This is a genomic window from Luteimicrobium xylanilyticum, from assembly GCF_009429125.1.
GTDB classification, from domain to species: domain Bacteria; phylum Actinomycetota; class Actinomycetes; order Actinomycetales; family Cellulomonadaceae; genus Luteimicrobium; species Luteimicrobium xylanilyticum.
Map to the genome: position 1 here is coordinate 3,029,311 of NZ_CP045529.1, position 22,333 is coordinate 3,051,643.

A 22,333-nucleotide genomic window follows, 5' to 3' on the forward strand; every position below is an offset into this window, starting at 1 on the left:
GAGGTCAGTGCGCCCAGGCCCACCAGCACAGCCAGAAGACCACGAAGCCGCACGCGTAGTTGAGCCGCAGGAAGAGGCGCCACCCGCGGTTCGCGCGTGCGGCGTCGTGGTCGGCCAGGTCGCGGTACGGCCACGCCATGACGACGTACGGGACGACGAGGACCGCCGCGACCGCAGCCGGGAGACCTGCGAAGAGCACCACCAGCGCGGCGAGGAGCCACAGCCCGATCGCGGCCCGGACCGTCCGCCGCGCGCCGAGCACCGTCGCGACGGACGCGATCCCCGCTGCGCGGTCGGGGCCGACGTCCTGGACGGCGCCGAACGCCTGCGCGGCCATGCCCCAGCAGAAGAACGCCAGGACGATCGCCAGGACGGTGCGGGTGGGCTCGGCGCCGCCCGCCACCAGACCGACGACCGCAGGGCCCACGAAGTGCGTGCTCGACGTCGCGGAGTCGAGACCCGGCCGTTCCTTGAACCGCAGCCCGGGCGCCGAGTAGGCGACGACGGCGAAGAGCACGACCGCGAGCGCGAGCGCGGTCCAGCCGCCTCGACCGGGCTGCTCGATCTCGGCCAGCACGGGGATCGCCACCGCGAACGGCACCGCGGGCCAGACCGACCAGCGCAAGAGGGACGGAAGGGTCGACGTCGCGAGGAGCGCACCCTCGGCACCGCCCTTGCGCGGGTTGCGCTCGTCGGACTCGTGGTCGAAGACGTCGTTGACCCCGTACATCAGCACGTTGTACGGGACGAGGAAGAAGAAGGTGCCGACGACGAGGAGCGCGCCGACGTGCCTGCTGCTCAGGAGCAGCGCGGCGGCGAACGGGAACGCGGTGTTGATCCAGCTCAGGGGCCGTGAGGTGACGACGAGCTCACGGATGCCCACGTGGGAACGGACGGGAGCGGTCGAGCTCATGGTGCGCTCCTGTCGTCGCGGGGGAAGGGGACGTCAGGCACGGAAGGACGCGACGGCCCGAGAAGCTCCCAGACGCTCGGCAGCAGCAGGACGGCGCCGAGCGGGTAGGCGAGGTCGGCGAGGGGAGCCCGGCCGACGCGCGGCCCGGCGAGGGTCGCGGCGTCGTAGGTGAACAGACCCGCCGCGATCATGAGCGAGTCGAAGACGGCCGTCACGACGAGGAGCGCCAGCAGGGCGAGCCCGAGCGCGGCCAGCCGACGGCGCAGCTCGCCGCGCGCCGCCCAGCGCCGGCACGCGAGGCCGAACGGGACCGCCAGCACGGCGAGGGCCCCGAGGTCGAGGAACGCGTAGGTCATCGCCGCACCTCCGGTCCACGCGCCCGCGCGACCCTCGTCGCCGCGCGGTCGAGCAGGCGGCGCGCCCCCTCGACGAGCTCGAGCGCGACGTAGCAGAGCAGCAGGAGGAAGACGGGTTCCTCGACGGGCAGGTGCGGGGCGATCTCGACGCCCGTCGACCAGCGCCCGTCGCCCCGCCGGAAGATCCCCAGCCCGATGCCCGCGAGGTCCCAGAGCACGAACGCCACGAGTCCCGCCGCGAGCGTGACGAGACCGCGACGCAGGTCGCGCGCGAGCACGAGCCGGAAGCGCACGTCGAGGGCGCCGAGCCCGGCGAGCGAGAACGCCAGCGCGAGGAGGTACGCACCCTTCACGACACGGTCTCCGCGGCGTCCCGCCGGTCGTGGTCACCGGCCGCCGCGGACGCCGCCACGCGGCGCGCGGCCAGCTCGGCGCTGATCAGGCACATGGGAAGTCCGACACCGGGGATGGTGGAGCCACCGGCATAGACGAGCCCCGCGACCTTCGACGACGCGTTCCGCCCCCGCAGGAGCGCCGACTGGCGCAGGGTGTGCGCGGGGCCGAGCGCCCCGCCGGACCAGGCGTGCAGGGTCTGCGCGAACCACGACGGGGTGAGGACGCGTCGGACGACGACGCGACCGTCGAGGTCGTCCGCACCGGCCCGCCGGCCGAGGTCGGCGACGACCCGGTCGACGAGCGCCGTGACGCGCGGGTCGTCCGGGGTCAGGCCCGGGTCTGCCGGCACCGGGACCAGCACGAAGAGGTTCTCGTGTCCGGGCGGGGCGACGGTCGGGTCCGTTGCGCTGGGTCGGCACACGTAGTACGACGCGGGGTCCGGCACGGACCGCCGCCGCCCGAAGACCGCGTCGAAGTTGCGCTGCCAGTCGGCGGTGAACACGAGCGAGTGATGGGCCAGCCCGTCCAGGGACCCGCGCACGCCCAGGCAGACGAGCACCGCGCCCGGACCGGGGTCGCGCCTGCGCCACCAGCGCTCGGGGTAGGTCCGGTAGGCGCCGGGGACCAGCCGGGTCTCCGTGTGGTGCAGGTCGCCCGCCGCCACGACGACGTCCGCCTCGAGCCGCTCGACCGCTCCGCTCACCAGGTCCCGCACGAGGACGCCGGACGCGCGGCCGGCCGGGCGTCGTCGGGAGCAGCGAGCGCCGCCGTCCGGGAGGGGCTCGACGAGCACGCGCTCGACCTCCGTGCGAGTCCGCACGGTCGCGCCTCGCTCGACGGCGAGCCGCTCGAGCGCCGTCGCGAGCGTGCCGAACCCGCCGCGCGGGTACCGGACGCCTTCGACGAGGTCGAGGTGGCTCATCAGGTGGTAGAGGGCGGGGGCCTGGTACGGCGAGGCGCCGAGGAACACTGCGGGGTACGCGAGCACCTGGCGCAGCGTGTCGTCCCGGGCGACCCGGCCCGTGCGGCGCCACAGGGACGTCGAGACGAGCGTGAACAGCTCGGCGACGTCGCGGGGCCCCAGGCCGCGGACCACGCGTCCCAGCTCGCTCGCTGAGGCGTAGTCGGAGTAGAGGAACCGGTCGACGGCGGTCCGGTAGGTGCGCCCGGCCGAGCCCAGGTAGGCCTCGAGGCGGGCGCCTGCCCCCGGCTCCCGGGCCTCGAACGCGGCGACGGTGCGCCCGACGTCACGCGTCACGTCGAGCGGCGGCGCCCCGTCGAAGAAGGCGCGGAACGCGGTAGGCAGCTCGACCAGGTCCAGCTCGTCCTGGGCGGTCGTGCCGAGCGCGGCGAAGAACCGGTCGAACACCTCGGGCATGAGGTACCACGACGGCCCGAGGTCGAACGTGAATCCGCCCTCGCGCCAGACGCCGATCCGGCCGCCCACGGTGGGCTGCCGCTCGACGACGGCGACGTCGTGCCCCTCCTGAGCGAGCAGCGCCGCGGTGCCCAGGCCCGCCACGCCGGCACCGACGACGACGATCCGGCTCACGAGCGGAGGCCGATCAACCGGGCCTCGACCACGGCTCGCGCGGTCAGGAGCAGCTTGACAGGATCGGGCACCCGCACCCGCGAGACGACGAGCGAGCCCGGTGCCGTCCGTGCGATCCGGTCGGTGAGCTCGGCGAACAGTCCGTGCGTCGCGAGCACCGCCGCCCGGGAGCCGGGCGGCAGCAGCGGCACGACGGCACGCGCGGTCGCCAGGTCCCGGCGCACGTCGGCGACGAGCGCGTCCCGGGTCGCGGTATCGAGCCGATCGGGGTCGACGCCGGGGAAGTAGCGTCGGCCGAGAGTGCGCGCGTCGTCCCCCAGGTCCCGCAGGAAGTTGACCTTCTGGAACGCCGCGCCGAGCGCCCGAGCGCCTGCCTCGAGCCGGTCGCGTTCCCCCTGGCTCCGGCCACCGCGGGCCGGGTCGTCCGCGAGGAAGCAGCTCAGGCACATCAGCCCGACGACCTCGGCCGACCCGTAGACGTAGGCACGGAAGGACTCGGCCGTGTGCTCGCGCACCTCGAGGTCGGCACGCATCGACGCGAAGAACGGCACGACCAGGCTCGGCTCGATCCCGACCCGGCCGGCGACCTCGGCGAAGCTCTGGACGATCGGGTTGGTCGAGTAGCGGGAGCCCAGCGCCGCGAGCGTCTCGCGCTCGAGCGCGTCGAGCACCTCACGGCAGCCCGACGCCTCGAGCCCGGCGTCGGTCGCGGCGCCGTCGACGACCTCGTCCGCGAGCCGCACGAGCGCGTACACCGCGACGACGTCGTGCCGGACCCGACCACCCAGCAGGCGGGACGCGAGCGCGAACGAGGTCGAGTAGGTGCGGATGACCTGGTGCGAGGCGCGACGGGACGCGAGCCCGTACCGCTCGAGGGCGGGCGTCATCGCGTCCTCGCCACGACAGAGCGGGCGTACGGCTCGAGCGCGGCTCGCAGCGCCGCCGGGACGGCCGGGTCGTCGAGCAGGCGGGAGCCGTGCTCGGCGTAGCGCGCGACGAGGTTCTCGAGGTCGGCGCGCACCCCGGCGACCTCGAGCGCGGACCGGACGCGCCCGGCTTCGTCGTCGGTCACGGCCGGGTCGCCGAGATGGGCCTCGACGACCGGCCACGCCGTCGTGCGGCGGGCGAGCGCCGTCAGGGCGGTGACCTTGCCCTCCGCCAGGTCGCTGCGGGCGCTTTTCCCGGTGACGCGCTCGTCCCCGAACGTGCCGAGGAGGTCGTCGCCGAGCTGGAACGCGACGCCGAGGCTCCGCGCCGCGCTCCGCAGGACCTCGACGAGCTCCGGGCCGGCGCCGGCGAGCAGGGCTCCCAGGACGACCGGGGCGACGACGGTGTACTCGGCGGTCTTGCGCGACGCCGTCCGCAGGACGTCCGTGAGCGCGGGACGGACCGGCGCGACGACGGCCAGCACGTCGTCCAGCTCGCCCCCCGCGGACCGTTGGACGACGTCGTCGAGGAGGTCCAGCAGGTTCTCGCGTGCTGTCCCCTCCACGGGCGCGCTCGCGACCAGCCGCCAGGCGAGGCTCAGCGCCAGGTCGCCCGCCAGCGTCCCCGCGGCGACGCCGCAGGCGCTCGCCTGGGCCGCCGACGCCCCCGCCGCACGCGCCCCCGCCGCGTAGCGGGCCGGGACCGTCGGCCGTCCGTGCCGCACCACGTCACGGTCGATCACGTCGTCGTGCAGGCAGAAGGCGGTGTGCAGCAGCTCGACGGCGACCGCGAGGCGGAGCGCAGCGACGTCCTGCGTGCCCCCCAGCGCGTGATGGGTGGCGAGCAGGAGCCGCGGGCGGAGCCGCTTTCCGCCGCGCGCGGCGTCACGCACGTCGTCCCAGAGCGCCTCGGCACCCGGTCCGCCGGACCGTGCCCCTGACCGGGCCCGGTCGAGCCGGCGCTCCAGCTCTGCCTCGAGCTCCGCGACGGACGCGACGTCGGGGGCGGCTGCGAGGTCGCGCTCAAGCATCTGCGGCCCAGGCCACGGCGGGGCTTGGCACAGCCTCGACGGCGGCCGCCTCGAGTCCCCCGAGAGCTTCCAGCTCGCCGAGCTGCGCGACGAGCCAGGGGCTGAACGCCCAGGGGGCGACGTCGGCCGCGACGACGAGGTCCTCGACCGCGACCCACCTCCAGGCGGCCACCTCCGTGGGATCGGGGTCGGGAGCGGGCGCGTCCGTACCGACGACCGCGACGAGCACCGGGCAGAGCTCGTTCTCCTCGGTGCCCGCGTCGTCGACGGCGCTGTAGGAGAAGGCCGGCAGCACGACCCGCGGAGGCGTCGGAAGCGTCAGGCCCAGCTCGTCGGCGGCGCGCCGGCGGACGGCCTGCACGACGGCCTCGCCCGGGCGGGGGTGACCGCAGAACGCGTTGGTCCAGACGCCGGGCCAGCTCCTCTTCCCGAGCGCTCGACGCGTCACGAGGACGCGTCCGGCGCCGTCGAGCACGTGGCACGAGAAGGCGAGGTGCCGCGGGGTCGCACTCCCGTGCACGTGGCCGCGCGGCGCGGTTCCGCAGGGCCGGCCGAGGTCGTCGACCAGGACGACGAGGTCGTCCTGGTCTCTCCCCTGGTCCGGGCGCGCGCCGGGATCGGCGCCGGTGGACCGCTCGCGAGACGTCATGGGTAACGAGGCTAGTTGCTAGGCAGGCTAGTTACAAGCGATCCTATGATGTCTTCATGACGCGGCCAGCCCCCACCCCGCAGCCTCGTCCGGCACCCCTCGCGAAGAGCTACTGGTACCCGCGACAAGGGTGGGGCGAGTCCGCCGCGCTCGACGCCGTGCGCCGGTTCCTGCGCGCCGACGAAGCCATGCGCCGCCGGCTGCAGCGCGAGATGGAGATGAACGAGACGGACCTGCGCGCGGTGCGGTTCCTCGCCGCCGCCGAGAAGGACGGGCGCGCCACGTCCCCCCGCGACCTGAGCCGCGAGCTGGGGATCTCCACCGCGTCCACGACCAAGCTCCTCGACCGGCTCGAAGCCACCGGGCGACTCCGCCGTGTGCAGCACCCCACCGACCGGCGCGGTCTGCGGGTCGAGCTCACGCCGCACGCCCACGACGAGGTCCATGACACGCTCGGCGCCATGCACGCCCGGATGCGCGAGGTCGCGGCCACCCTCGACGCCGAGCAGTGCGCCGTCGTCGTCGCCTTCCTCGACGCGCTCACACGTGCGGTGCAGCCGGACGACGACGGCGAGGTCAGCGGGGACGCCGGACGTCAGGGATCGACCCCTGAGCCTCGGCGAGCCTCTGCGTGAGCCGCCGTAGCGCGTCGAGCTCCTCGTCGGCGAGCGCGCCACCGACATAGGCAGCGATCGCCTCCGCGTGCCGCCGGCCCACCTCGGACTGGACCCGGACGCCGTCGTCGGTGAGGACGACGAGCGTGCCCCGCGCGTCCCCGGGCACGGCCTCACGCGCCACGAGCCCGCGCGCCACGAGCCGGTCGACCATGCGCGACAACGACGGCTGGCTGAGCAGGCTCAGGGCCGCGAGGTCGCGCAGCCGCGCCGCGTGCCCGGGCCGTGACCGCAGCGTGAACAGCACGTCGTACTCGCGGAACGACACGTCCTGCCAGATGTCGTCCGCGCCGAGGCGCCGGAGCACCGCGACCTGGGCCCGGAAGAGCGACTCCCAGGTCTCGACGGCGCGGCGCTCGTCGGGCGTCATCGGCTGCTACTTCCCCAGCCGGCGCTCGCGCGTCGAGTAGGCGCGCAGCGCACGCAGGTAGTCGACGCGCCGGAAGTCCGGCCAGTACGCCTCGCAGAAGTAGAACTCCGACTGCGCCGACTGCCACAGCAGGAACCCGGACAGCCGCTGCTCCCCCGACGTGCGGATGAGGAGCTCCGGGTCGGGCTGGCCCTTCGTGTACAGGTGGGCCTGGATGTGCTCGACGTCGAGGTCGTCGGCGACCTCCTCGAGCGTCGCCCCCTCGGCGGCGCGGGAGCGCAGCAGGTCGCGGACGGCGTCGGCGATCTCGTGCCGGCCGCCGTACCCGACGGCCACGTTGACCTGCAGGCCGTCCGTGACGCCGGCGGTGCGGGCCTCGGCCTCGCGCAGCGCGCCCGCCGTCGCGGCGGGCAGGAGGTCGAGTCGGCCCATGACGCGCAGGCGCCACCGGCCCGTGCGCTCGCCCGTGTCGGCGAGCTCGTCGACCGCGTCGTTGATGATGTCGAGGAGGTCCTGCAGCTCGCTCGCGGGGCGTCCCAGGTTGTCCGTGGAGAGCATCCACAGCGTGACGACCTCGATGCCGAGCTCCTCCGACCAGCCGAGGAACTCCTCGATCTTGTCGGCGCCGCGCCGGTGCCCCGTGGCCGCGGGCTCGCCGAACGAGCGCGCCCAGCGTCGGTTGCCGTCGAGGATGACGCCCACGTGCCGGGGCATGGTGCCCGCGGGCAGCGACCGCGCGAGGCGCCGCTCGTAGACGCCGTACAGCACGTTCGGCAGCCGCACGCGCCCCTCCTCGCTGGTCGTCGTCGCAGGTCGGCGAGCCATGCTCGCGGGCCGGGGCGCCGGCCGCAGCCGGGCGCGCCCCGGTGACACCGTACCGGAGTCCTGTGAGATGCCCCGTGGCCCTGGACCACCTACGGAGCCGTAACTTACGATGGCGTAGGTTGGCCGTTCGGCCGGCCGCCCGGCGTCACCGACCACCTGGAGGCCCTGTGACCCACGCCGACCCCGCCCGCCCCGCTCCGCTCCGTCTCGACGACGTGGCGAGCAAGGTGGCGGACACCGTCACCGGGGCCGTCTCGGACGTCGCGGGAGGCGTCGCCCGGGCCGTCAAGCCCCGGCTGCGCGGCTGGATCCACGCGGGTGCCTTCCCGCTCGTGCTCGCCGTATCGATCGTGGTCGTGTGCCTCGCGCCCGCGGGTGCGCCGCGCTGGTCGTGCGCCGTCTTCGGCCTGAGCTCGTTCCTCCTCTTCGGCACGTCCGCCGTCTACCACCGTGGCACCTGGTCTCCCGGCGTCGCGGCCTCGCTCCGGCGCGCCGACCACTCGAACATCTTCCTCATCATCGCCGGGACCTACACGCCGCTCGCCGTCATGCTGCTCGCGCACGGGACCGCCGTGACGCTGCTGTGGATCGTGTGGTCCGGGGCAGTCCTCGGGCTGCTGGCACGCGTGTTCTGGCTGAGCGCGCCGCGGTGGGTGTACGTCCCGATCTACGTCGCGCTCGGCTGGGTCGCCGTCGGGTTCTTCCCCCAGTTCTGGCGTACGGGCGGTGCGGCCGTGGTCTGGCTGGTCGCCGCGGGCGGTCTCGCGTACACGCTCGGCGCCGTGGTCTACGGGACCAAGCACCCGAACCCGAGCCCGCGCTGGTTCGGCTTCCACGAGGTGTTCCACGCGCTCACCGTGATCGGGTTCGCCTGCCACGCGACGGCCATCGCGATGGTCGCCGTCGCCGCCTGAAAGGGCGCGGGACGGGGCCGTCCCTCTGGTTGCCGCTGCCTAACGGGGCACGACGACGTAGCGCCGGTTCACGAGCGACGGGTTCGTCGCGCGGACCTCGCCCAGGCGCCGGGGGTCGAGCTCGACGGTGACGCACCCGGGCTCCTCGCCGAGCTCGGCCAGCACCGCGCCGTCGGGCGCGACCACCAGCGACCGGCCCAGCACGCCCGGCCCGCACTGCCCGACGCCGACGACGAACGCCGTGTTCTCGATCGCGCGCGCCCGCAGCAGCGTGCGCCAGTGGTCGGCCTTCGCCGCCCGCTCGACAGCCCGCTCCAGGCTCGACGGCGCGGCCCACGCCGCGGGCACGAGCAGCACGTCGGCACCCGCGTCGACGAGGCGGCGCGCCGACTCGGGGAAGCGCAGGTCGTAGCACGTGAGGACGCCCGCGAAGAGCCCCGGGGCACCGTCGGGGGCCCACGACGTGCGGTCCAGGACGAGCGGCGGCGCACCGGCCGGCCCCGGCTCGAGACGGTCCGACTCGCGCTGCCCGAACGCGTCGTACAGGTGGACCTTGCGGTACGCCCCGACGAGCGCCCCGTCGCTCCCGACCCCCACCACGACGTTCACCGCGCGCGCCGGATCCTCGCCCGGCAGCGTGGTGCCGGCGACGACCGCGACGCCGGCGTCCCGGGCCGCGGCGCGCAGACCCTCGACGAACCGGCCGCCGAGCGGCTCCGCGAGCTCGGGGTCCGGCCCGTGCGGGTCGAACCCCGACGCGTACTCGGGCAGCACGACGACGTGCGCGCCGTCGTCGGCGGCCCTCCGCACCGCGTCGCGCGCCAGCGCGAGGTTGGTGGCGCCGTCGCGCGTGGACGCGACCTGCGCGAGCGTCAGCCGGAGGGCGACCGGCGCGGGCCGGTCCTCGGGGCGCTCAGGCACGGTGGGCACGGCGGACCTCAGGCCCCGGCGTCCGGGCCGGAGCCGTCACCCGGACCGTCGTCGCGACCGCGCCGGGGCGACGAGTCCGGGCCGCGCCAGCCCTCCGGGTTCTGCGACGTCGCGATGCCCGACGCCGGCCGGTCGTGCTCGGGCTCGAGCTCGCCGTCCTCGACCTTGCGCGTGTAGTTGCGGTTCATCCGTCGGAGCTGGCGCGCCATCAGCAGGCCGATCCCGATGCAGGCGAGGGCCAGCAGGATCGAGACGACGAAGAAGGCGAAGCTGTCGCGCCCGCCGCCGCCCGTCGTCTCGAGGTCGTCGTTCGGTGCGGGCGAGGGGGTCACAGCGAGGGCCACCTGCCACGCCACCTCAGCGATCCGGCCGGTCATGCGCGCTCTCCCTCGGTGGTCGTCGTGCCCAGCACGTCGCGGACTCCCGCGAACAGGTCGTCCTCGGGCAGCGTCGTCGGGACCCGGGACTCCGCCAGCTCGTACTCCTCCCAGGGCCACACGTCGGCCTCGAGGTCGCGGGGCACCGCGAAGAAGAAGCCGTCGGGGTCGATCTGGCTCGCGTGCGCCACGAGCGCGGCGTCGCGCTGCGGGAAGTACGCGGACACCTCGACGCGGGTGGTCACGGGGCGCTCCGGGATCTCACGGGCCGCCCGCGACTCGATCCAGTCGCCGAACGGCGAGACGAGGCCCTGTCCCTCCATCGCCTCGTGGATGGTGCGCATGCGGGTGAGCGAGAAGTCGTGGTTGTAGTACAGCTTGAAGACCTCCCACGGCGCGCCGGTCCCGGCGTAGCACGAGGGCTCGCCCGCCTTCTGGAACGCCTCGAACGCGACCTTGTGGCACATCACGTGGTCGGGGTGCGGGTAGCCGCCGCTCGGGTCGTACGTCGTCATGACGTGCGGCCGGAACGCGCGGACGAGCTCGACGAGCGGTCGGGCGGCGACCTCGAGCGGCTGCAGGCCGAAGCAGCCCTCGGGCAGCGGCGGGAGGGGGTCGCCCTCGGGCAGCCCCGAGTCGACGAAGCCGAGCCACTGCTGCTGCACGCCCAGCGCCTCGCGCGCCCGCGCCATCTCGGAACGCCGCAGCTCGCGCATGCCCTCGAGCGACGTCGGGCCGGGACCGAAGGACGGGTTCAGCACGTCGCCGCGCTCGCCGCCCGTGCAGCTCACGACGAGGACGTCGACGCCCTCCGCCGCATAGCGCGCCGTGGTCGCGGCGCCCTTGCTCGACTCGTCGTCGGGGTGGGCGTGCACGGCCATGAGGCGCAGCCGCTCGGGGGCGCCACCGCTCTCGGGTGCGACGGACACGTGTGGCTCCAGGGGACGGAGTGCTGGGAACACCGTCGAGGATAGTCGGAGACAATGGGTTCATGACCGCCACCTCGCTCCCCCCGGGGCGGTACGGACCCGCGTCCACGCGCCGCGGCCCGCGCCGCACCGTCCTCGTCACCGTGCTCGCCGTCGTCGTGGTGGCCGCCGTCGCGGTGCTCGTGTGGTTCGGGCTCGCCCAGAGCACCGGGGTCAGCGTCGAGACGTACGGCTACCAGGTCAAGGACGCGCAGAGCGTCGACGTGACCTTCAGCGTCACGACCAAGCCGGGCACCGCCGTGATCTGCACGCTCGAGGCGCTCAACGACGCTCACGCGCAGGTCGGGAGCAAGGACGTGCACATCCCGGCCGCCGAGAACCAGGTGACCCGGTACACCGCGACGGTGTCGACGGCGGAGCGCGCGGTGACCGGGATGGCGGACTCGTGCCGCACCGCCGGCTGAGCCTCCGACCGGCCCGACGCCCGCTTTGATATCCTTGGACATTCAGCGCGTGCCACCCCCTGGGGTCGCACGCGTGATTCTCATCACCTCGCGGACCTCTCCGCGACGACACGTTCTCGCAGGAAGGAGCGAACCGTGACCGACACCTCCGTCACCTGGCTGACCCAGGAGGCCCACGACAGGCTCCAGGCCGAGCTCGACCGTCTCTCCGGCCCCGGACGCACCGAGATCGCCGAGCGGATCGCCGCCGCGCGCGACGAGGGCGACCTCAAGGAGAACGGCGGCTACCACGCCGCGCGCGAGGAGCAGGCCAAGAACGAGGCCCGCATCCGGGAGCTCACCGAGAAGCTGCGCACCGCGCAGATCGGCACCCCGCCCGACGACGGCACCGTCGAGCCGGGCATGCTCGTCACCGCGAAGGTCGCGGGCGACGAGATGGTGTTCCTGCTCGGGTCGCGCGAGATCGCCGGCACCACCGACATCGACGTGTTCTCGCCGGGCTCCGCGCTCGGCGGCGCCATCAACGGCAAGTCCGTGGGCGACAAGACGAGCTACACCGCGCCGAACGGCAACGAGATCCCCGTCGAGATCGTCGACGCCAAGCCCTTCCAGGGCTGAGCGCCGGCTCCCGGCCTACGACGACGCCCGGTCCCCTCCCGCACGGAGGGGGCCGGGCGTCGTCGTGCGCGGGGTGGCGGCGATCTCGCCGGGCGAGAGACTCGCCCGAGACCGTGGCCCGCCACGCGCTGAGAGGTCACGATCTGCACCGAGCTGAGCACGAAGCCGCAGATCGTGACCTCTCACGGCCCGCCGTGCCGCCGATGGACGTCGCCCACAGGCACCGCGCTGTCCACAGCCTCACGACGTGACTCCACTCTCGACGCGGGAACGTCCACGCTGTCCCGATGACGCCCCGACCACCCCGCCCACGTGCCGACCTCCCCCGGATCCCGTTCCTCGTGAGGGACGCCGTCGCGAACGGGGTCCCTCCCGGAGCACTCCGGTCGAAGGCACTGCACACGCCGGTGCCCGGTGTCCGCATGGACGCGGCCCTCGCGGACGACTTCATCGCCGTGTGCCGCGCCGTCGCGCTGCTCCTGCCCGACGGTGCGGCGTTCTCCCATCTGACCGCGGCGCGACTCTGGAAGCTGCCCCTGAGCGCCGCGGCCGAGCAGGACCCCAGGCTCCACGTGACGACCACCGGGGCGAACCGGGTGCTCCGGACAGCGCGGATCGTGCCGCACCGAGGGCTCGGACCCGGGGACTCGACCCGCACCGAGGGCGTCCCGGTCACGACGCCCGGCCGGGTCTGGCGGGAACTCGGCACGGTCGACCTCGCTTCGGACCACCGCCCGGTCGCCGGCGTGGACCCCGCGCACGAGGAGCTCGTCGTGCTCACGGACGCGCTGCTCTCGTGCTATCCGCTGACCGACCTGCCGCGCTACGGGCTCCTGCCCCGCGACCTCGTGTCGATCGTGCGATCACTCTCAGGCGAGCGGGGCGTCGGCCGGCTGCGATGCGCCCTGGCGGAGGCGAGCACGTTCGTCGACTCGTCCATGGAGACCCGGACCCGCCTCCGGGCGATCGCCTCCGGTTTTCCCCGGCCGGTCGTCGGTGCGGACCTCGTCGGGCCCGACGGCGCCTGGATCGCGCGGCCCGACCTGTGCTGGCCGCAGGTCCGGGTCGCGATCGAGTACGACGGCGCGAGCCACGTCTCGCGCAGCCGGCTCGGGTCCGACGTCGCGCGCCGGGAGGCGATGGAACGGTACGGGTGGCGCTCGGTGGTCCTGTACGCAACCGACGTCGGGGGGCGCTGGTGGGTCACGTGCGAGCGTCTGCGCGAGGCGTTTGCGCTGCAGGGCTGCGCGGACCCCGCGCGCATCCCACCGGCACCTCGAGCGCTCGAACGGCCACGGATCGTCGCTGTGCCGCTGTGACGGCGGCTCGACGGGAGTGACTCGCTCGTCGAGCGGTCACGATCTGCACCGAGCCGAGCGCGAAGCTGCCGATCGTGACCGCTCACCGAGCGGTCGTCGTCCCTGGGGTGGTACCGCGCGCCGGACGCCCCGGCCCCTGTCGCCGCGAGCAAGCGTAAACTGCTTCGCATATCGCAACTTTGATCGACTCGTGCCGTCCGGAGACCCGTGAACTCGCGCTCGCTCTTCCTGCCCAAGGACCACCCCCGCTACAAGTGGGTCGCGCTGTCCAACACCACGCTCGGCATGCTGATGGCGACCATCAACGCCTCGATCGTGCTGATCTCGCTGCCGGCGATCTTCAAGGGCATCGACCTCGACCCGCTCCAGGCGGGCAACGTCAGCTACCTGCTGTGGATCCTCATGGGCTACATGCTCGTGACCGCGGTGCTCGTGACGAGCTTCGGGCGCCTCGGCGACATGTTCGGCCGCGTCCGGATCTACAACCTGGGTTTCGTGGTCTTCACGGTCGGCTCGATCGCGCTGTCCTTCGACCCGTTCCACGGCGGCCACGGCGCGATGTGGCTGATCGTCTGGCGCATCGTCCAGGGCGTCGGCGGCGCGATGCTGTTCGCGAACTCGACGGCGATCATCACCGACGCCTTCCCCGCCGACCGCCGCGGGATGGCCCTCGGCATCAACCAGGTCGCGGCGATCGCGGGCTCGTTCATCGGGCTGCTCGTGGGCGGTCTGCTGGCGGTCGTCGACTGGCGCGCGGTGTTCTGGGTGAGCGTGCCGATCGGCATCATCGGGACGATCTGGTCGTACCGGTCGCTCCACGAGACCGGCCAGAAGAACCCCGGCCGCCTCGACTGGGCCGGCAACGTGACCTTCGCGCTCGGCCTCACCGCCCTGCTCACAGGCATCACGTACGGCATCCAGCCCTACGGCGGCCACTCGACCGGCTGGACGAACCCCTGGGTGCTCAGCGCGATCATCGGCGGGCTGGTGCTGCTGGTGGCGTTCGTCTTCGTCGAGCTGCGCGTCCCCGCCCCCATGCTCGACATGCGCCTCTTCCGCATCCGCGCCTTCTCCATGGGCAACCTGGCGGGGCTGCTCGCGTCGATCGGCCGCGGCGGGCTGCAGTTCATGCTCATCATCTGGCTGCAGGGCATCTGGCTGCCCCGGCACGGGTTCAACTACGAGGACACCCCGCTCTGGGCGGGCATCTACCTGCTGCCCATCACCATCGGGTTCCTGCTCGCCGGGCCGCTGTCCGGGACCCTGTCCGACCGGTTCGGCGCGCGCGGGTTCGCGTCGGGCGGGCTGCTGCTCGTCGCGGCGACGTTCGTGGCGCTGATCTTCCTGCCGGTGAACTTCGAGTACTGGCAGTTCGCGATCATCACGCTGCTGTCCGGCATCGGGTCGGGCATGTTCGGGGCCCCCAACCGGTCCGCCATCATGAACGCGGTCCCGGCCAGCGAGCGCGGCGCGGCGTCCGGCGTCGCGGGCACCGTGCAGAACGCCGGCTCGTCGCTGTCGATCGGCGTGTTCTTCTCCCTCATGGTCGTGGGCCTCGCCTCGACGCTGCCCGACGCCCTGCGCACCGGCCTCACCCAGCACCACGTGCCCGCCGCCGTCGCCGACCAGATCGCGCAGCTCCCGCCCGTCGGCAGCCTGTTCGCGGCGTTCCTCGGCTACAACCCGATCCAGTCGCTGCTCGGCTCCGACACGTTGTCCCAGCTCCCCCAGGCCGACCAGGACGCGCTCGTCGGCAAGGGGTTCTTCCCCCAGCTCATCTCCGACGCGTTCCACCACGGCCTCGTCGTCGTGTTCAGCGTCGCAGCGGCGATGTCTCTCGTCGGCGCGGTCGCGTCGCTCTTCCGCGGCAAGCGGTACGTGCACGACGACGGCACCCGGCCCGAGCCCGTCGACGCACCCCACGCGGGGGTCGAGGAGGGTGAGGGCCCGTCCGTCGCGGCAGCCGTCCCGCCGGCGGCGGAGGAGGCGGCCGTCGCCGCGCGCGGCGCCGCCGGACTCGGCGGTGACGACCCCGGCATGGGAGGATCGCCCGCGTGAGCACCACCCCGGATCCCTCAGACGTCGCCGCCAGTCTCGCGATCGTCGTCGGGCGCATCGCCCGACGCATCCGCCCGACGCACGGCGACCTGTCCGCGGGGCACTTCTCGACCCTTGCGACGATCGAGCGCCTCGGCCCGCAGCGGCCGAGCGACCTGGCACGCATCGAGCGCACCGGCGCGCCCGCGATGACCCGCATCGTCGCGCTCCTCGAGTCCCGCGGCCTCCTCGAGCGCAGCCCCGCGCCCGACGACGCCCGTTCGGTGCTCCTGCACCTCACCGCCGACGGGGAGCGGGTCGTGTGCGAGGTGCGGACGGAGCGCGCGGGGATCGTCGGCGAGCTGATCGCCGACCTCGGCGAGGACGAGCTCCGGGCCGTCGCGGACGCGCTCGCCCCCCTCGAGCGGGTCGCGAAGGCTGCGACCGAACGCTGACCCGCCGCGCTCGCGGGACCGTCCACGAGCCTCGCCCCTCGGCGGGCAGGCCACCGCCGCCGGAGACCGGGCCCGTCGCCGTCGCTCCGGTCAGTCCCGGACGACCCGGTACCCGACCTCGCGCAGCCGCGAGACGATCTCGTCGCAGTGCTCGGGGCCCTTGGTCTCGATCTGCATCGGCACCCACACGTCGTTGAGCCCCAGCCCCACGTCGGTGCGGGTGTGGTCGATGTGCATGATGTTCCCGCCCAGGCCGGCGAGCTCGCCGAGCAGACGCGCGAGAGCACCGGGGCGATCGTCGAGCATGACCCGCATCTTGAGGTAGCGCCCCGCGGCGACCATGCCGTGCCGGATGACGCGCAGCAGCACGAGCGGGTCGATGTTCCCGCCGGAGAGCACGGCGACGACCGGCCCCTCGAACGAGCCCTCCTCCGCCGATCCCGCAGCCAGCAGCGCCGCGACGCCCGCGGCCCCGGCCGGCTCGACGACGAGCTTGGACCGCTCCGCGACCAGCAGCAGGGCGTGCGACAGGTCCTCCTCGGACACCTCGCGCACCTCGACGCCGAGCCGCTGGAGCACCTCGAACGGGACGTCGCCGGGCCGCCCGACGGCGATCCCGTCCGCCATCGTCGGCTTCACCGGCACCGCGACGGGGTGGCCCGCGCGCATCGACTCCGCGAACGCGGGGACCCGCTGCGTCTGGACGGCGACCACCCGGACCTCCGGTGCCAGCTCGGCCAGCACCGTCGCGGCGCCGGCCACGAGGCCGCCCCCGCCCGCGGGGACGAGCACGGTGCGCACGTCGGGGACCTGCTCGAGCAGCTCGAGCCCGAGCGTGCCCTGCCCCGCCACGACGTCCGCATGGTCGAACGGGTGGATGAGCACCGCGCCGGTCCGATCGGACTCCGCACGGGCAGCCACGAGCGCCTCGTCGACCGACGCCCCGACGAGCCGGACCTCCGCGCCGTAGTCACGTGTGGCCGCGACCTTCGGCAGGGCTGCGTCCACGGGCATGTACACGACGGCGCGCAGCCCGAGCAGGCGCGCGGCGAGCGCCACGCCCTGCGCATGGTTGCCCGCGCTCGCGGCCACGACGCCACGGGCCTTCTCGTCCTCCGAGAGCCGCGCCATGCGCACGTAGGCGCCGCGCACCTTGAACGACCCCGCGCGCTGCAGGTTCTCGGCCTTGAGCAGCACGGGCACCCCGGCCGCGTCGGACAGCGCGCGCGACGCGAGCACGGGCGTGCGGCGCACGACGCCGTCGAGCAGCTCGGCCGCGGCCCGGACCTCGGCGAGCGTCACGGGGGCGGGACCGGACGCGGTCACGCCGGCTTCCCGCCGTCGTCGGGGAGGTTGCGCTCGGCCTCGGCGACCATGGGCGGGATCCGGTCGGGCTCGTCGCGGGCCGTGTCTCTTCCCCGGATCGTCAGGTGGTCGTCGGTGCCGAGCTCGGGGAACTTGTCGTGCCCGTGCAGGTAGAGCGTCACGGTGTTGAGGACGGCGACGAGCGGCACAGCGAACAGCGCCCCGACGATGCCGCCCACGAACGACGCCGCCGCGACCGACAGCAGCACCGCGACCGGGTGCAGCGACACGGCGTGCCCCATGAGGAACGGCTGCAGGACGTGGCCCTCGATCTGCTGCACCAGGAGCACGACGCCCAGCATGAGGAGCGCGATCACCCAGCTCTTCGCGACGAGCGCCACCGCGACCGCCACGGCACCCGTCACGACCGCGCCGACGATCGGCACGAACGACCCGACGAACACGAGGATGCCGAGCGGCAGGGCCAGCGGGACCCCGAGGATCAGGGCGCCGAGCCCGATCCCGACGGCGTCCACGAACGCCACGAGGATCTGTGTCCGCGTGTAGGCGGACAGCGAGACGAGCCCGCGCCGGCCGGCCTGGTGCACCCGGTCACGGGACCCGTACGGGAGGAGGCCGACGATCCAGCCCCAGATGGTCCGGCCGTCGTGCAGGAAGAAGAACGTGCAGAACAGGGCGATCAGGGTGCCCGCAGCCACGTGGCCGACCGTCACGGCGGCGCCGAGCGCGCCCGACACCCAGGTGCTCGTGTTCGACGAGAGGGACTTGGTCGCCGTGTTGACGTACTTCGTGATGTCGTCGCCGTCGAGGTGGAGGGGGCCGGTGCGCAGCCAGTCCATGAACTGGTCGAAGCCCGCCTGCGCCTGGTCCTTGAGGTCCCCGAACCCGGACGCGATGGACCCGCCCGCGGCCGCGACGAGCCCGAGGACGACGACCACGAGGCCCAGCAGCGCCGCCGCGCACGCGAGCCCACGCGAGAAGTGCAGCTTGTTCTCGAAGAACCGCACGACCGGCGTCAGCAGGACCGTCAGCATCAGCGCGATCGCGACCGGCACGACGATCACCTTGAGCACGACGGCGAGGTACCCGATGACGACGAGCGCCCCCGCGATCGCGAGGAAGCGCCACGACCAGGCGGCGGCGGAACGGACCGACGGGGGCACCGACGACGCGGCGTCGGTCGACGCGGCGGGGCCGGGCGGCGGGGCAGAGGTGGCGCTCACGGGATCACCCTACGGCCCGGCACGGTCCTCGCACGGGGTGTCCGGGCGCGCGTCCGGGACCCCATTTCCGCGCCGGGTCAGAAGCGCGGCTCGCGCTGCTCGACGACGCGCTGCAGGAACGCGGTGTCGTCCGCCGTCCAGCCGTCCGGGGCGGCCAGCGCGGCGAACCCCTGCGCGTACTCGAGCTCGAACTGGTGCCCCTGCCCCATCGGGATGTCGCCGCCCGCGGCGAAGAACAGGTCGCCCGTGAGCTGCTCGAACGTCACGACCGGGAACCACCGGGTCGCGGAGACGACGCCGCGCCCCCGCGGTTCGGACAGCCAGTCGGGACGGTCCCAGATGGTGTCGGGCGACCACCACGTCACGCCGTCGGACGGGTGCTGCGCATAGACGACGCGCGGCGGGTCCCACGTCCCTCCGAGCGTGAGGGGGTCGCCGTCGCTGCCCGCCGGGCCGGTGAGGAAGCGGACCCGGGCGCCGCCGTCGACGACGGGTGCCACCTCGGGCGTCCCCGCGTCGCGGTCGTCGGTGACCGCCCGCCACATCGGCGCGAAGCTCGGCGTCCCGACGAAGAGGGCGCCGTCGGTGCGGCTCGCGACGTCCTGCGGGCCGCTGAACGCCGCCTGCATCCCGAACGAGCCCAGCGAGATCCCCGCGACCTCGAGCTTCGGCCGGTGGTCGGCCGGCAGCTCGGACCACCGGGCGAAGACGGCGTCGAACAGCGCACGCCCGGCGTCGGCGGGATGCTCGCGGTCGCCGATGAAGCTCAGCCAGCTCGGCAGGTTCGAGTACTGCATCGCGGCGATCGCGGTGTCGCCGCCGTGCAGGAGCTCGAACGAGTCCGCCATGCTCCAGTCGACCCAGCCCGAGCCGGTCGTCGTGACGACGAGCAGATAACTGCGGTCCCACGCGTGCGTGCGGTCCAGCTCGGCGACGACCTGGGCGGCGGTGGTCGAGACGTCGTCGTCCAGGCCCGCGTACACGCGGATCGGTTCCCGGACCTGGGTGGCGTCCAGCCCCGTGCCCGAGGGGAGCGCCGCCTCGAACGAGGCGAGCTGCGCCGTCGTCGGGCCGCCCGTCACGAACCGTCGGCCCTCCCGGCCCAGGTCGTCCCACGGCTCGAGCGAGGACGGCGAACCGGACCGTTCGGCCGCCGTCGGCTGGTCGACGCCCGCGTCGTAGGAGGCGTTGGCCGCCGCGAACGACGCGTTCAGCCCTCGCAGGACGCCGTCCCAGATGACGCCCGAGAACACGCCCCACGCGAGCGCCCCCACGACGACGACGGCGACGGCCCGGGCCACCGTCGCCGGCACGACCCGCCCGACGAGCCGCGCGAGCCGGCGCGTGACGTTCCGCAGCCACCGCGCCAGCGCCAGGAGGGGGACCGCGACCACGACCGCGAGGACCGGGACGAGCACGTACCCCCACGACGACGTCCCCGGCATCCCGAGCGCCGCGCGGACGTCCTGGTCCCAGCGCGCCCCGGCGACGACGCTCGCGACGACCGCGACCGGCACCAGGACGGCGAGGACGCGGCGCGCCGGGCGCCGGCCGGGGACGAGCCTGCGGCGGACGTCGAGCGAGCGCACGAGCCACCCGAGCACCGCCCCGATCCCGTACCCCGACAGTGCCGCGATGCCCGTCAGCACGCCTTGCACGACCCAGCCGCGCGGGATGAGGCTCGGCGTCTGCGACACGCACGCGAACAGGAGCGCGACGGCCGCCGCGACCGTGCCCAGCCGGGACGGGTAGGCACGCGCCCAGGTCCGGACACGACTCACGCTCGGCACGACCGACCTCCGCTCCCCGGTCCGACGAGGCGTCGCACCGCCGCGCAGAACGTACCAACCGCGGTGACGCCGCGCGCCCCGACGGACGTGGGGTGACTACTCGATCGCACGGCCCGCCGCGACCAGGACCCGCTGCAGGCGGGCCTTGCGGAGGTTCGAGCGGACGACCCGGTCGAGGTCCCGGTCGTCCGCCGCGAGCGTCCCGACGTCCTCGAACGCGGGCACCCCGGCCTCGGGCGCCCCTGCCACGGCGACGCTCCAGCAGTACCCGAGCGCCTGCCGCAGGGTCCGCACCGCGGGTTCACGACGCCGCTCGGCCGGGACCGCGGCGAGGACGGCCGTCGCCGCCCGGCAGGCGTCGACCGCGGCCTGCGCGGTGGCGGGGTCACGCAGCAGCCGCGGCTCGCAGATCCCCGCGACCGCGGCCCGCGCGACCAGCGGGTCCGGGCCGTCGGCCCAGGCGCCCACGAGCCGACGCAGCCGCACCGGGTCCGCGTCACCGAGCCGCTGCAGCGCCATCGCGACGCCCTCGCGTTCGCGCCAGCCCGCCGACGCCGCCGACGTCCGGAGCAGGTCGACGAGCGCGCGGGCCGCCGGGCCGTCGTCGTCCGCCTCGGCCAGGAGCCGCCCCAGCCCGACGACGCCGCACACGCGCTCGAACTCGTCGTCCGACGCGGCGAGCGCCCGCAGGAGGGACCCCGGCAGGACGTCGGCGCACGCCGCGACCAGCTCGAGGTTCGCGCGCGGACCCGGCAGCCCGGACCGCTCGGCGAGGTAGCTGCGCAGCGCCTCGCCGGCCGCGTCGTCGCCGCTGTCGTCGAGCAGGAGCAGCGCGGTCAGGTCGGCGCGGTACGCGTCGCGGCGTCGCATCTCCTCACCCTCCCCCGCTCCGGCCGTCGGGGCACGGCCCACGGCGGCGCGTCGCTCAGCGCGGCCGGCGCCGCGACCCTCCGGTGCGGCCGGCACCCGGCTTGCCGCCGCGGCCCTTCGCCGCGCCGCGGGCCCTCGCCCCGCCACCGGCCCTCATCCCGCCGCGACCTTGGCCCGCGCCGTCCTGGGGACGCTTCGCGGACGCCGACGACGCCCGCCCCTTCGACGCGGGCTCCGTCACCTCCGCCCGCCGTCCACGCGACGAGTTGGCCGTCCGGCCGCGGACGATCCCCACGAAGTCGTCGACGTCGTCGGTCGTGGCGTCCACGGGCCAGGCGAGGGCGACGGGCGCGGAGGGGGCGTCGTCGAGCAGGCGGTACGTGAGGTCCTTGCGGTGGTGCAGGCGAGCCAACGACTGCGGCACGACGAGCACCCCGATCCCCGCCGCGACGAGCTCGACGGCGAGCCCCGTGGTGGTGGGCTGCTCGACCGGGCGGCGACCGGGGACGGGTCCGGGCCAGGCGAGGACGTCGTCGGCGGGCTGGAGCAGCACCTCGTCGTCGAGCTCGGCGAGGGGCACGTGCTCGGACTCCTCGAGCGCGGCGAGCAGGTGGTCCTTCGGCACGACGACGACCGCCGCCTCGTCGTACAGCGCGATGGCGTGCAGGCCGTCGCGGTCGACGGGCAAGCGCAGGAGCGCGGCGTCGACGGAGCCCGCGCGCAGGAGGTCGGCCGCTTCCGCCGCGGGGACGGGGACCAGGTCGAGGGGACGGTCGGGGCGCCGCTGCGCCCAGGTCCGGGCCCACTTCCCCGGGGTCGCGCCGGGGACGTAGCCGAGCCGGAACGCCCGGGGCGCGTCGGCGTGGTCGGGCACCGCCGCGTCGTCGGGCTCAGGGCCGTCGTCCGGGCCTCGCGTCACGTCGTCCGTCTCCACCCGACCAGGCTATCGGCGCCCGACCGACCCGGGCTCGGTACGCTGGCGCCATGAGCTCCAGCCCGGCCGCGCGCCCGTCGTCCCACCGCATGAAGCCCGCGACCGCGGCCAAGAAGCTCGGCATCTACCTGCCCGCGACGCCCGAGGAGTTCCAGCAGGGGTCCGTCACCCGCGACGAGCTCGCCGAGCTCGAGAAGAACCCGCCCGCATGGCTCGAGACGCTGCGCCGCGAGGGCCCGCACCCGCGCCCGGTCGTCGCGGGCCGGCTCGGGGTGTCGATCGCGGGCCTCGCGCGCGGCGGGATCACCGAGCCGCTGACCACCGCCGACATCGACGACCTCCGCGCCGACCCGCCGGCCTGGCTCGTCGCCGAGCGCGAGACGCACCGCAAGGTCCTCGAGGAGGAGGAGCGGATCGCCGCCCGCCAGCGCGGCGAGAGCTGACCCTCCCCGCCC

The 22,333-nt window shown here is 74.5% G+C and carries 25 protein-coding genes; 8 read left to right on the forward strand and 17 right to left on the reverse strand.

Annotated features, from left to right (window positions below; translation table 11 throughout):
- Nucleotides 1-4: 4 nt before the first annotated feature.
- The 7 genes from KDY119_RS13370 to idi are packed head-to-tail and all read right to left on the reverse strand — an operon-like array spanning nt 5 to nt 5,823.
- A complete protein-coding gene (locus KDY119_RS13370; protein ID WP_036946848.1) occupies nt 5-913 on the reverse strand; it encodes a prenyltransferase in 909 nt (302 codons plus the stop codon).
- Nucleotides 910-1,269 (reverse strand): lycopene cyclase domain-containing protein, encoded by a 360-nt coding sequence (locus KDY119_RS13375; protein WP_036946851.1) that lies wholly within the window; start codon nt 1,267-1,269, stop codon nt 910-912. The genes KDY119_RS13370 and KDY119_RS13375 overlap by 4 nt, the downstream gene beginning before the upstream one ends.
- On the reverse strand, nt 1,266-1,622 hold the full coding sequence (locus KDY119_RS13380; RefSeq protein WP_036946854.1) for a lycopene cyclase domain-containing protein: 357 nt from the start codon (nt 1,620-1,622) through the stop codon (nt 1,266-1,268). Before KDY119_RS13380 ends, KDY119_RS13375 begins: the two co-directional genes overlap by 4 nt.
- Complete coding sequence (gene crtI, locus KDY119_RS13385) at nt 1,619-3,217, reverse strand: phytoene desaturase family protein (RefSeq protein ID WP_051136213.1); 1,599 nt, start codon at nt 3,215-3,217, stop codon at nt 1,619-1,621. The genes KDY119_RS13380 and crtI overlap by 4 nt, the downstream gene beginning before the upstream one ends.
- Nucleotides 3,214-4,104 carry a phytoene/squalene synthase family protein gene (locus tag KDY119_RS13390; RefSeq protein ID WP_036946857.1) on the reverse strand — a complete coding sequence of 297 codons (891 nt, stop codon included), beginning with the start codon at nt 4,102-4,104 and terminating at the stop codon, nt 3,214-3,216. Before KDY119_RS13390 ends, crtI begins: the two co-directional genes overlap by 4 nt.
- Nucleotides 4,101-5,174 (reverse strand): polyprenyl synthetase family protein, encoded by a 1,074-nt coding sequence (locus KDY119_RS13395; protein ID WP_153022428.1) that lies wholly within the window; start codon nt 5,172-5,174, stop codon nt 4,101-4,103. The genes KDY119_RS13390 and KDY119_RS13395 overlap by 4 nt, the downstream gene beginning before the upstream one ends.
- Nucleotides 5,167-5,823 carry an isopentenyl-diphosphate Delta-isomerase gene (idi, locus tag KDY119_RS13400; RefSeq protein ID WP_083890601.1) on the reverse strand — a complete coding sequence of 219 codons (657 nt, stop codon included), beginning with the start codon at nt 5,821-5,823 and terminating at the stop codon, nt 5,167-5,169. Before idi ends, KDY119_RS13395 begins: the two co-directional genes overlap by 8 nt.
- Before the next feature lie 56 nt (nt 5,824-5,879).
- Between idi and KDY119_RS13405 the strand changes: the two genes are divergently transcribed.
- On the forward strand, nt 5,880-6,458 hold the full coding sequence (locus KDY119_RS13405; protein WP_083890602.1) for a MarR family winged helix-turn-helix transcriptional regulator: 579 nt from the start codon (nt 5,880-5,882) through the stop codon (nt 6,456-6,458).
- Here KDY119_RS13405 and KDY119_RS13410 read toward each other — a convergent pair.
- Together KDY119_RS13410 and KDY119_RS13415 are read right to left on the reverse strand one after the other, a co-directional pair.
- Nucleotides 6,400-6,867 carry a MarR family winged helix-turn-helix transcriptional regulator gene (locus KDY119_RS13410; protein ID WP_036946863.1) on the reverse strand — a complete coding sequence of 156 codons (468 nt, stop codon included), beginning with the start codon at nt 6,865-6,867 and terminating at the stop codon, nt 6,400-6,402. The genes KDY119_RS13405 and KDY119_RS13410 overlap by 59 nt on opposite strands.
- Before the next feature lie 6 nt (nt 6,868-6,873).
- A complete protein-coding gene (locus KDY119_RS13415; protein WP_036946866.1) occupies nt 6,874-7,650 on the reverse strand; it encodes an isoprenyl transferase in 777 nt (258 codons plus the stop codon).
- A 209-nt stretch (nt 7,651-7,859) separates the two neighbouring features.
- Between KDY119_RS13415 and trhA the strand changes: the two genes are divergently transcribed.
- Nucleotides 7,860-8,606 (forward strand): PAQR family membrane homeostasis protein TrhA, encoded by a 747-nt coding sequence (gene trhA / locus KDY119_RS13420; protein ID WP_153022429.1) that lies wholly within the window; start codon nt 7,860-7,862, stop codon nt 8,604-8,606.
- A 39-nt stretch (nt 8,607-8,645) separates the two neighbouring features.
- Here the strand turns inward: trhA and KDY119_RS13425 are convergent, their stop codons facing one another.
- From KDY119_RS13425 to mca, 3 genes are read right to left on the reverse strand one after another with little or no spacing between them, the layout of a single operon-like run.
- On the reverse strand, nt 8,646-9,536 hold the full coding sequence (locus KDY119_RS13425) for a carbon-nitrogen hydrolase family protein (RefSeq protein WP_227994345.1): 891 nt from the start codon (nt 9,534-9,536) through the stop codon (nt 8,646-8,648).
- Nucleotides 9,537-9,544: 8 nt separating this feature from the next.
- On the reverse strand, nt 9,545-9,913 hold the full coding sequence (locus KDY119_RS13430) for a hypothetical protein (protein ID WP_153022430.1): 369 nt from the start codon (nt 9,911-9,913) through the stop codon (nt 9,545-9,547).
- Nucleotides 9,910-10,794 (reverse strand): mycothiol conjugate amidase Mca, encoded by an 885-nt coding sequence (gene mca / locus KDY119_RS13435; RefSeq protein WP_036948294.1) that lies wholly within the window; start codon nt 10,792-10,794, stop codon nt 9,910-9,912. The genes KDY119_RS13430 and mca overlap by 4 nt, the downstream gene beginning before the upstream one ends.
- Nucleotides 10,795-10,904: 110 nt before the next feature.
- On the opposite strand from mca, the gene KDY119_RS13440 reads away from it, so the two are divergent.
- The 5 genes from KDY119_RS13440 to KDY119_RS13460 all read left to right on the forward strand — a co-directional run bounded on the left by KDY119_RS13440 (nt 10,905) and on the right by KDY119_RS13460 (nt 15,735).
- Nucleotides 10,905-11,306, forward strand: a complete 402-nt coding sequence (locus KDY119_RS13440; RefSeq protein WP_036946869.1) for a DUF4307 domain-containing protein — start codon at nt 10,905-10,907, stop codon at nt 11,304-11,306.
- A gap of 135 nt (nt 11,307-11,441) precedes the next feature.
- Nucleotides 11,442-11,924: a transcription elongation factor GreA gene (greA, locus tag KDY119_RS13445; RefSeq protein ID WP_036946872.1), complete on the forward strand. Its 483-nt coding sequence runs from the start codon at nt 11,442-11,444 to the stop codon at nt 11,922-11,924.
- A 287-nt stretch (nt 11,925-12,211) separates the two neighbouring features.
- Nucleotides 12,212-13,243 (forward strand): hypothetical protein, encoded by a 1,032-nt coding sequence (locus KDY119_RS13450; protein WP_036946875.1) that lies wholly within the window; start codon nt 12,212-12,214, stop codon nt 13,241-13,243.
- A gap of 207 nt (nt 13,244-13,450) precedes the next feature.
- Complete coding sequence (locus KDY119_RS13455; RefSeq protein ID WP_227994346.1) at nt 13,451-15,301, forward strand: MFS transporter; 1,851 nt, start codon at nt 13,451-13,453, stop codon at nt 15,299-15,301.
- A complete protein-coding gene (locus KDY119_RS13460; RefSeq protein WP_036946878.1) occupies nt 15,298-15,735 on the forward strand; it encodes a MarR family winged helix-turn-helix transcriptional regulator in 438 nt (145 codons plus the stop codon). The genes KDY119_RS13455 and KDY119_RS13460 overlap by 4 nt, the downstream gene beginning before the upstream one ends.
- 90 nt (nt 15,736-15,825) lie before the next feature.
- On the opposite strand, the gene ilvA is transcribed toward KDY119_RS13460, so the two are convergent.
- From ilvA to KDY119_RS13485, 5 genes are all read right to left on the reverse strand, one after another.
- Nucleotides 15,826-17,061 carry a threonine ammonia-lyase gene (gene ilvA, locus KDY119_RS13465; RefSeq protein WP_036946881.1) on the reverse strand — a complete coding sequence of 412 codons (1,236 nt, stop codon included), beginning with the start codon at nt 17,059-17,061 and terminating at the stop codon, nt 15,826-15,828.
- A complete protein-coding gene (locus KDY119_RS13470; protein WP_051136216.1) occupies nt 17,058-18,284 on the reverse strand; it encodes an AI-2E family transporter in 1,227 nt (408 codons plus the stop codon). Before KDY119_RS13470 ends, ilvA begins: the two co-directional genes overlap by 4 nt.
- Before the next feature lie 77 nt (nt 18,285-18,361).
- On the reverse strand, nt 18,362-20,074 hold the full coding sequence (locus KDY119_RS13475; protein ID WP_051136217.1) for an alpha/beta hydrolase: 1,713 nt from the start codon (nt 20,072-20,074) through the stop codon (nt 18,362-18,364).
- A 96-nt stretch (nt 20,075-20,170) separates the two neighbouring features.
- A complete protein-coding gene (locus KDY119_RS13480) occupies nt 20,171-20,944 on the reverse strand; it encodes a HEAT repeat domain-containing protein (protein WP_227994347.1) in 774 nt (257 codons plus the stop codon).
- A gap of 55 nt (nt 20,945-20,999) precedes the next feature.
- Complete coding sequence (locus KDY119_RS13485) at nt 21,000-21,878, reverse strand: LysR family substrate-binding domain-containing protein (RefSeq protein WP_227994348.1); 879 nt, start codon at nt 21,876-21,878, stop codon at nt 21,000-21,002.
- 50 nt (nt 21,879-21,928) lie between these two features.
- Here KDY119_RS13485 and KDY119_RS13490 point away from each other — a divergent pair, with 50 nt between their 5' ends.
- The gene (locus KDY119_RS13490; RefSeq protein WP_036946888.1) at nt 21,929-22,321 is read left to right on the forward strand and encodes a DUF5997 family protein; all 393 of its coding nucleotides are present in this window, start codon (nt 21,929-21,931) and stop codon (nt 22,319-22,321) included.
- Nucleotides 22,322-22,333: the final 12 nt, after the last annotated feature.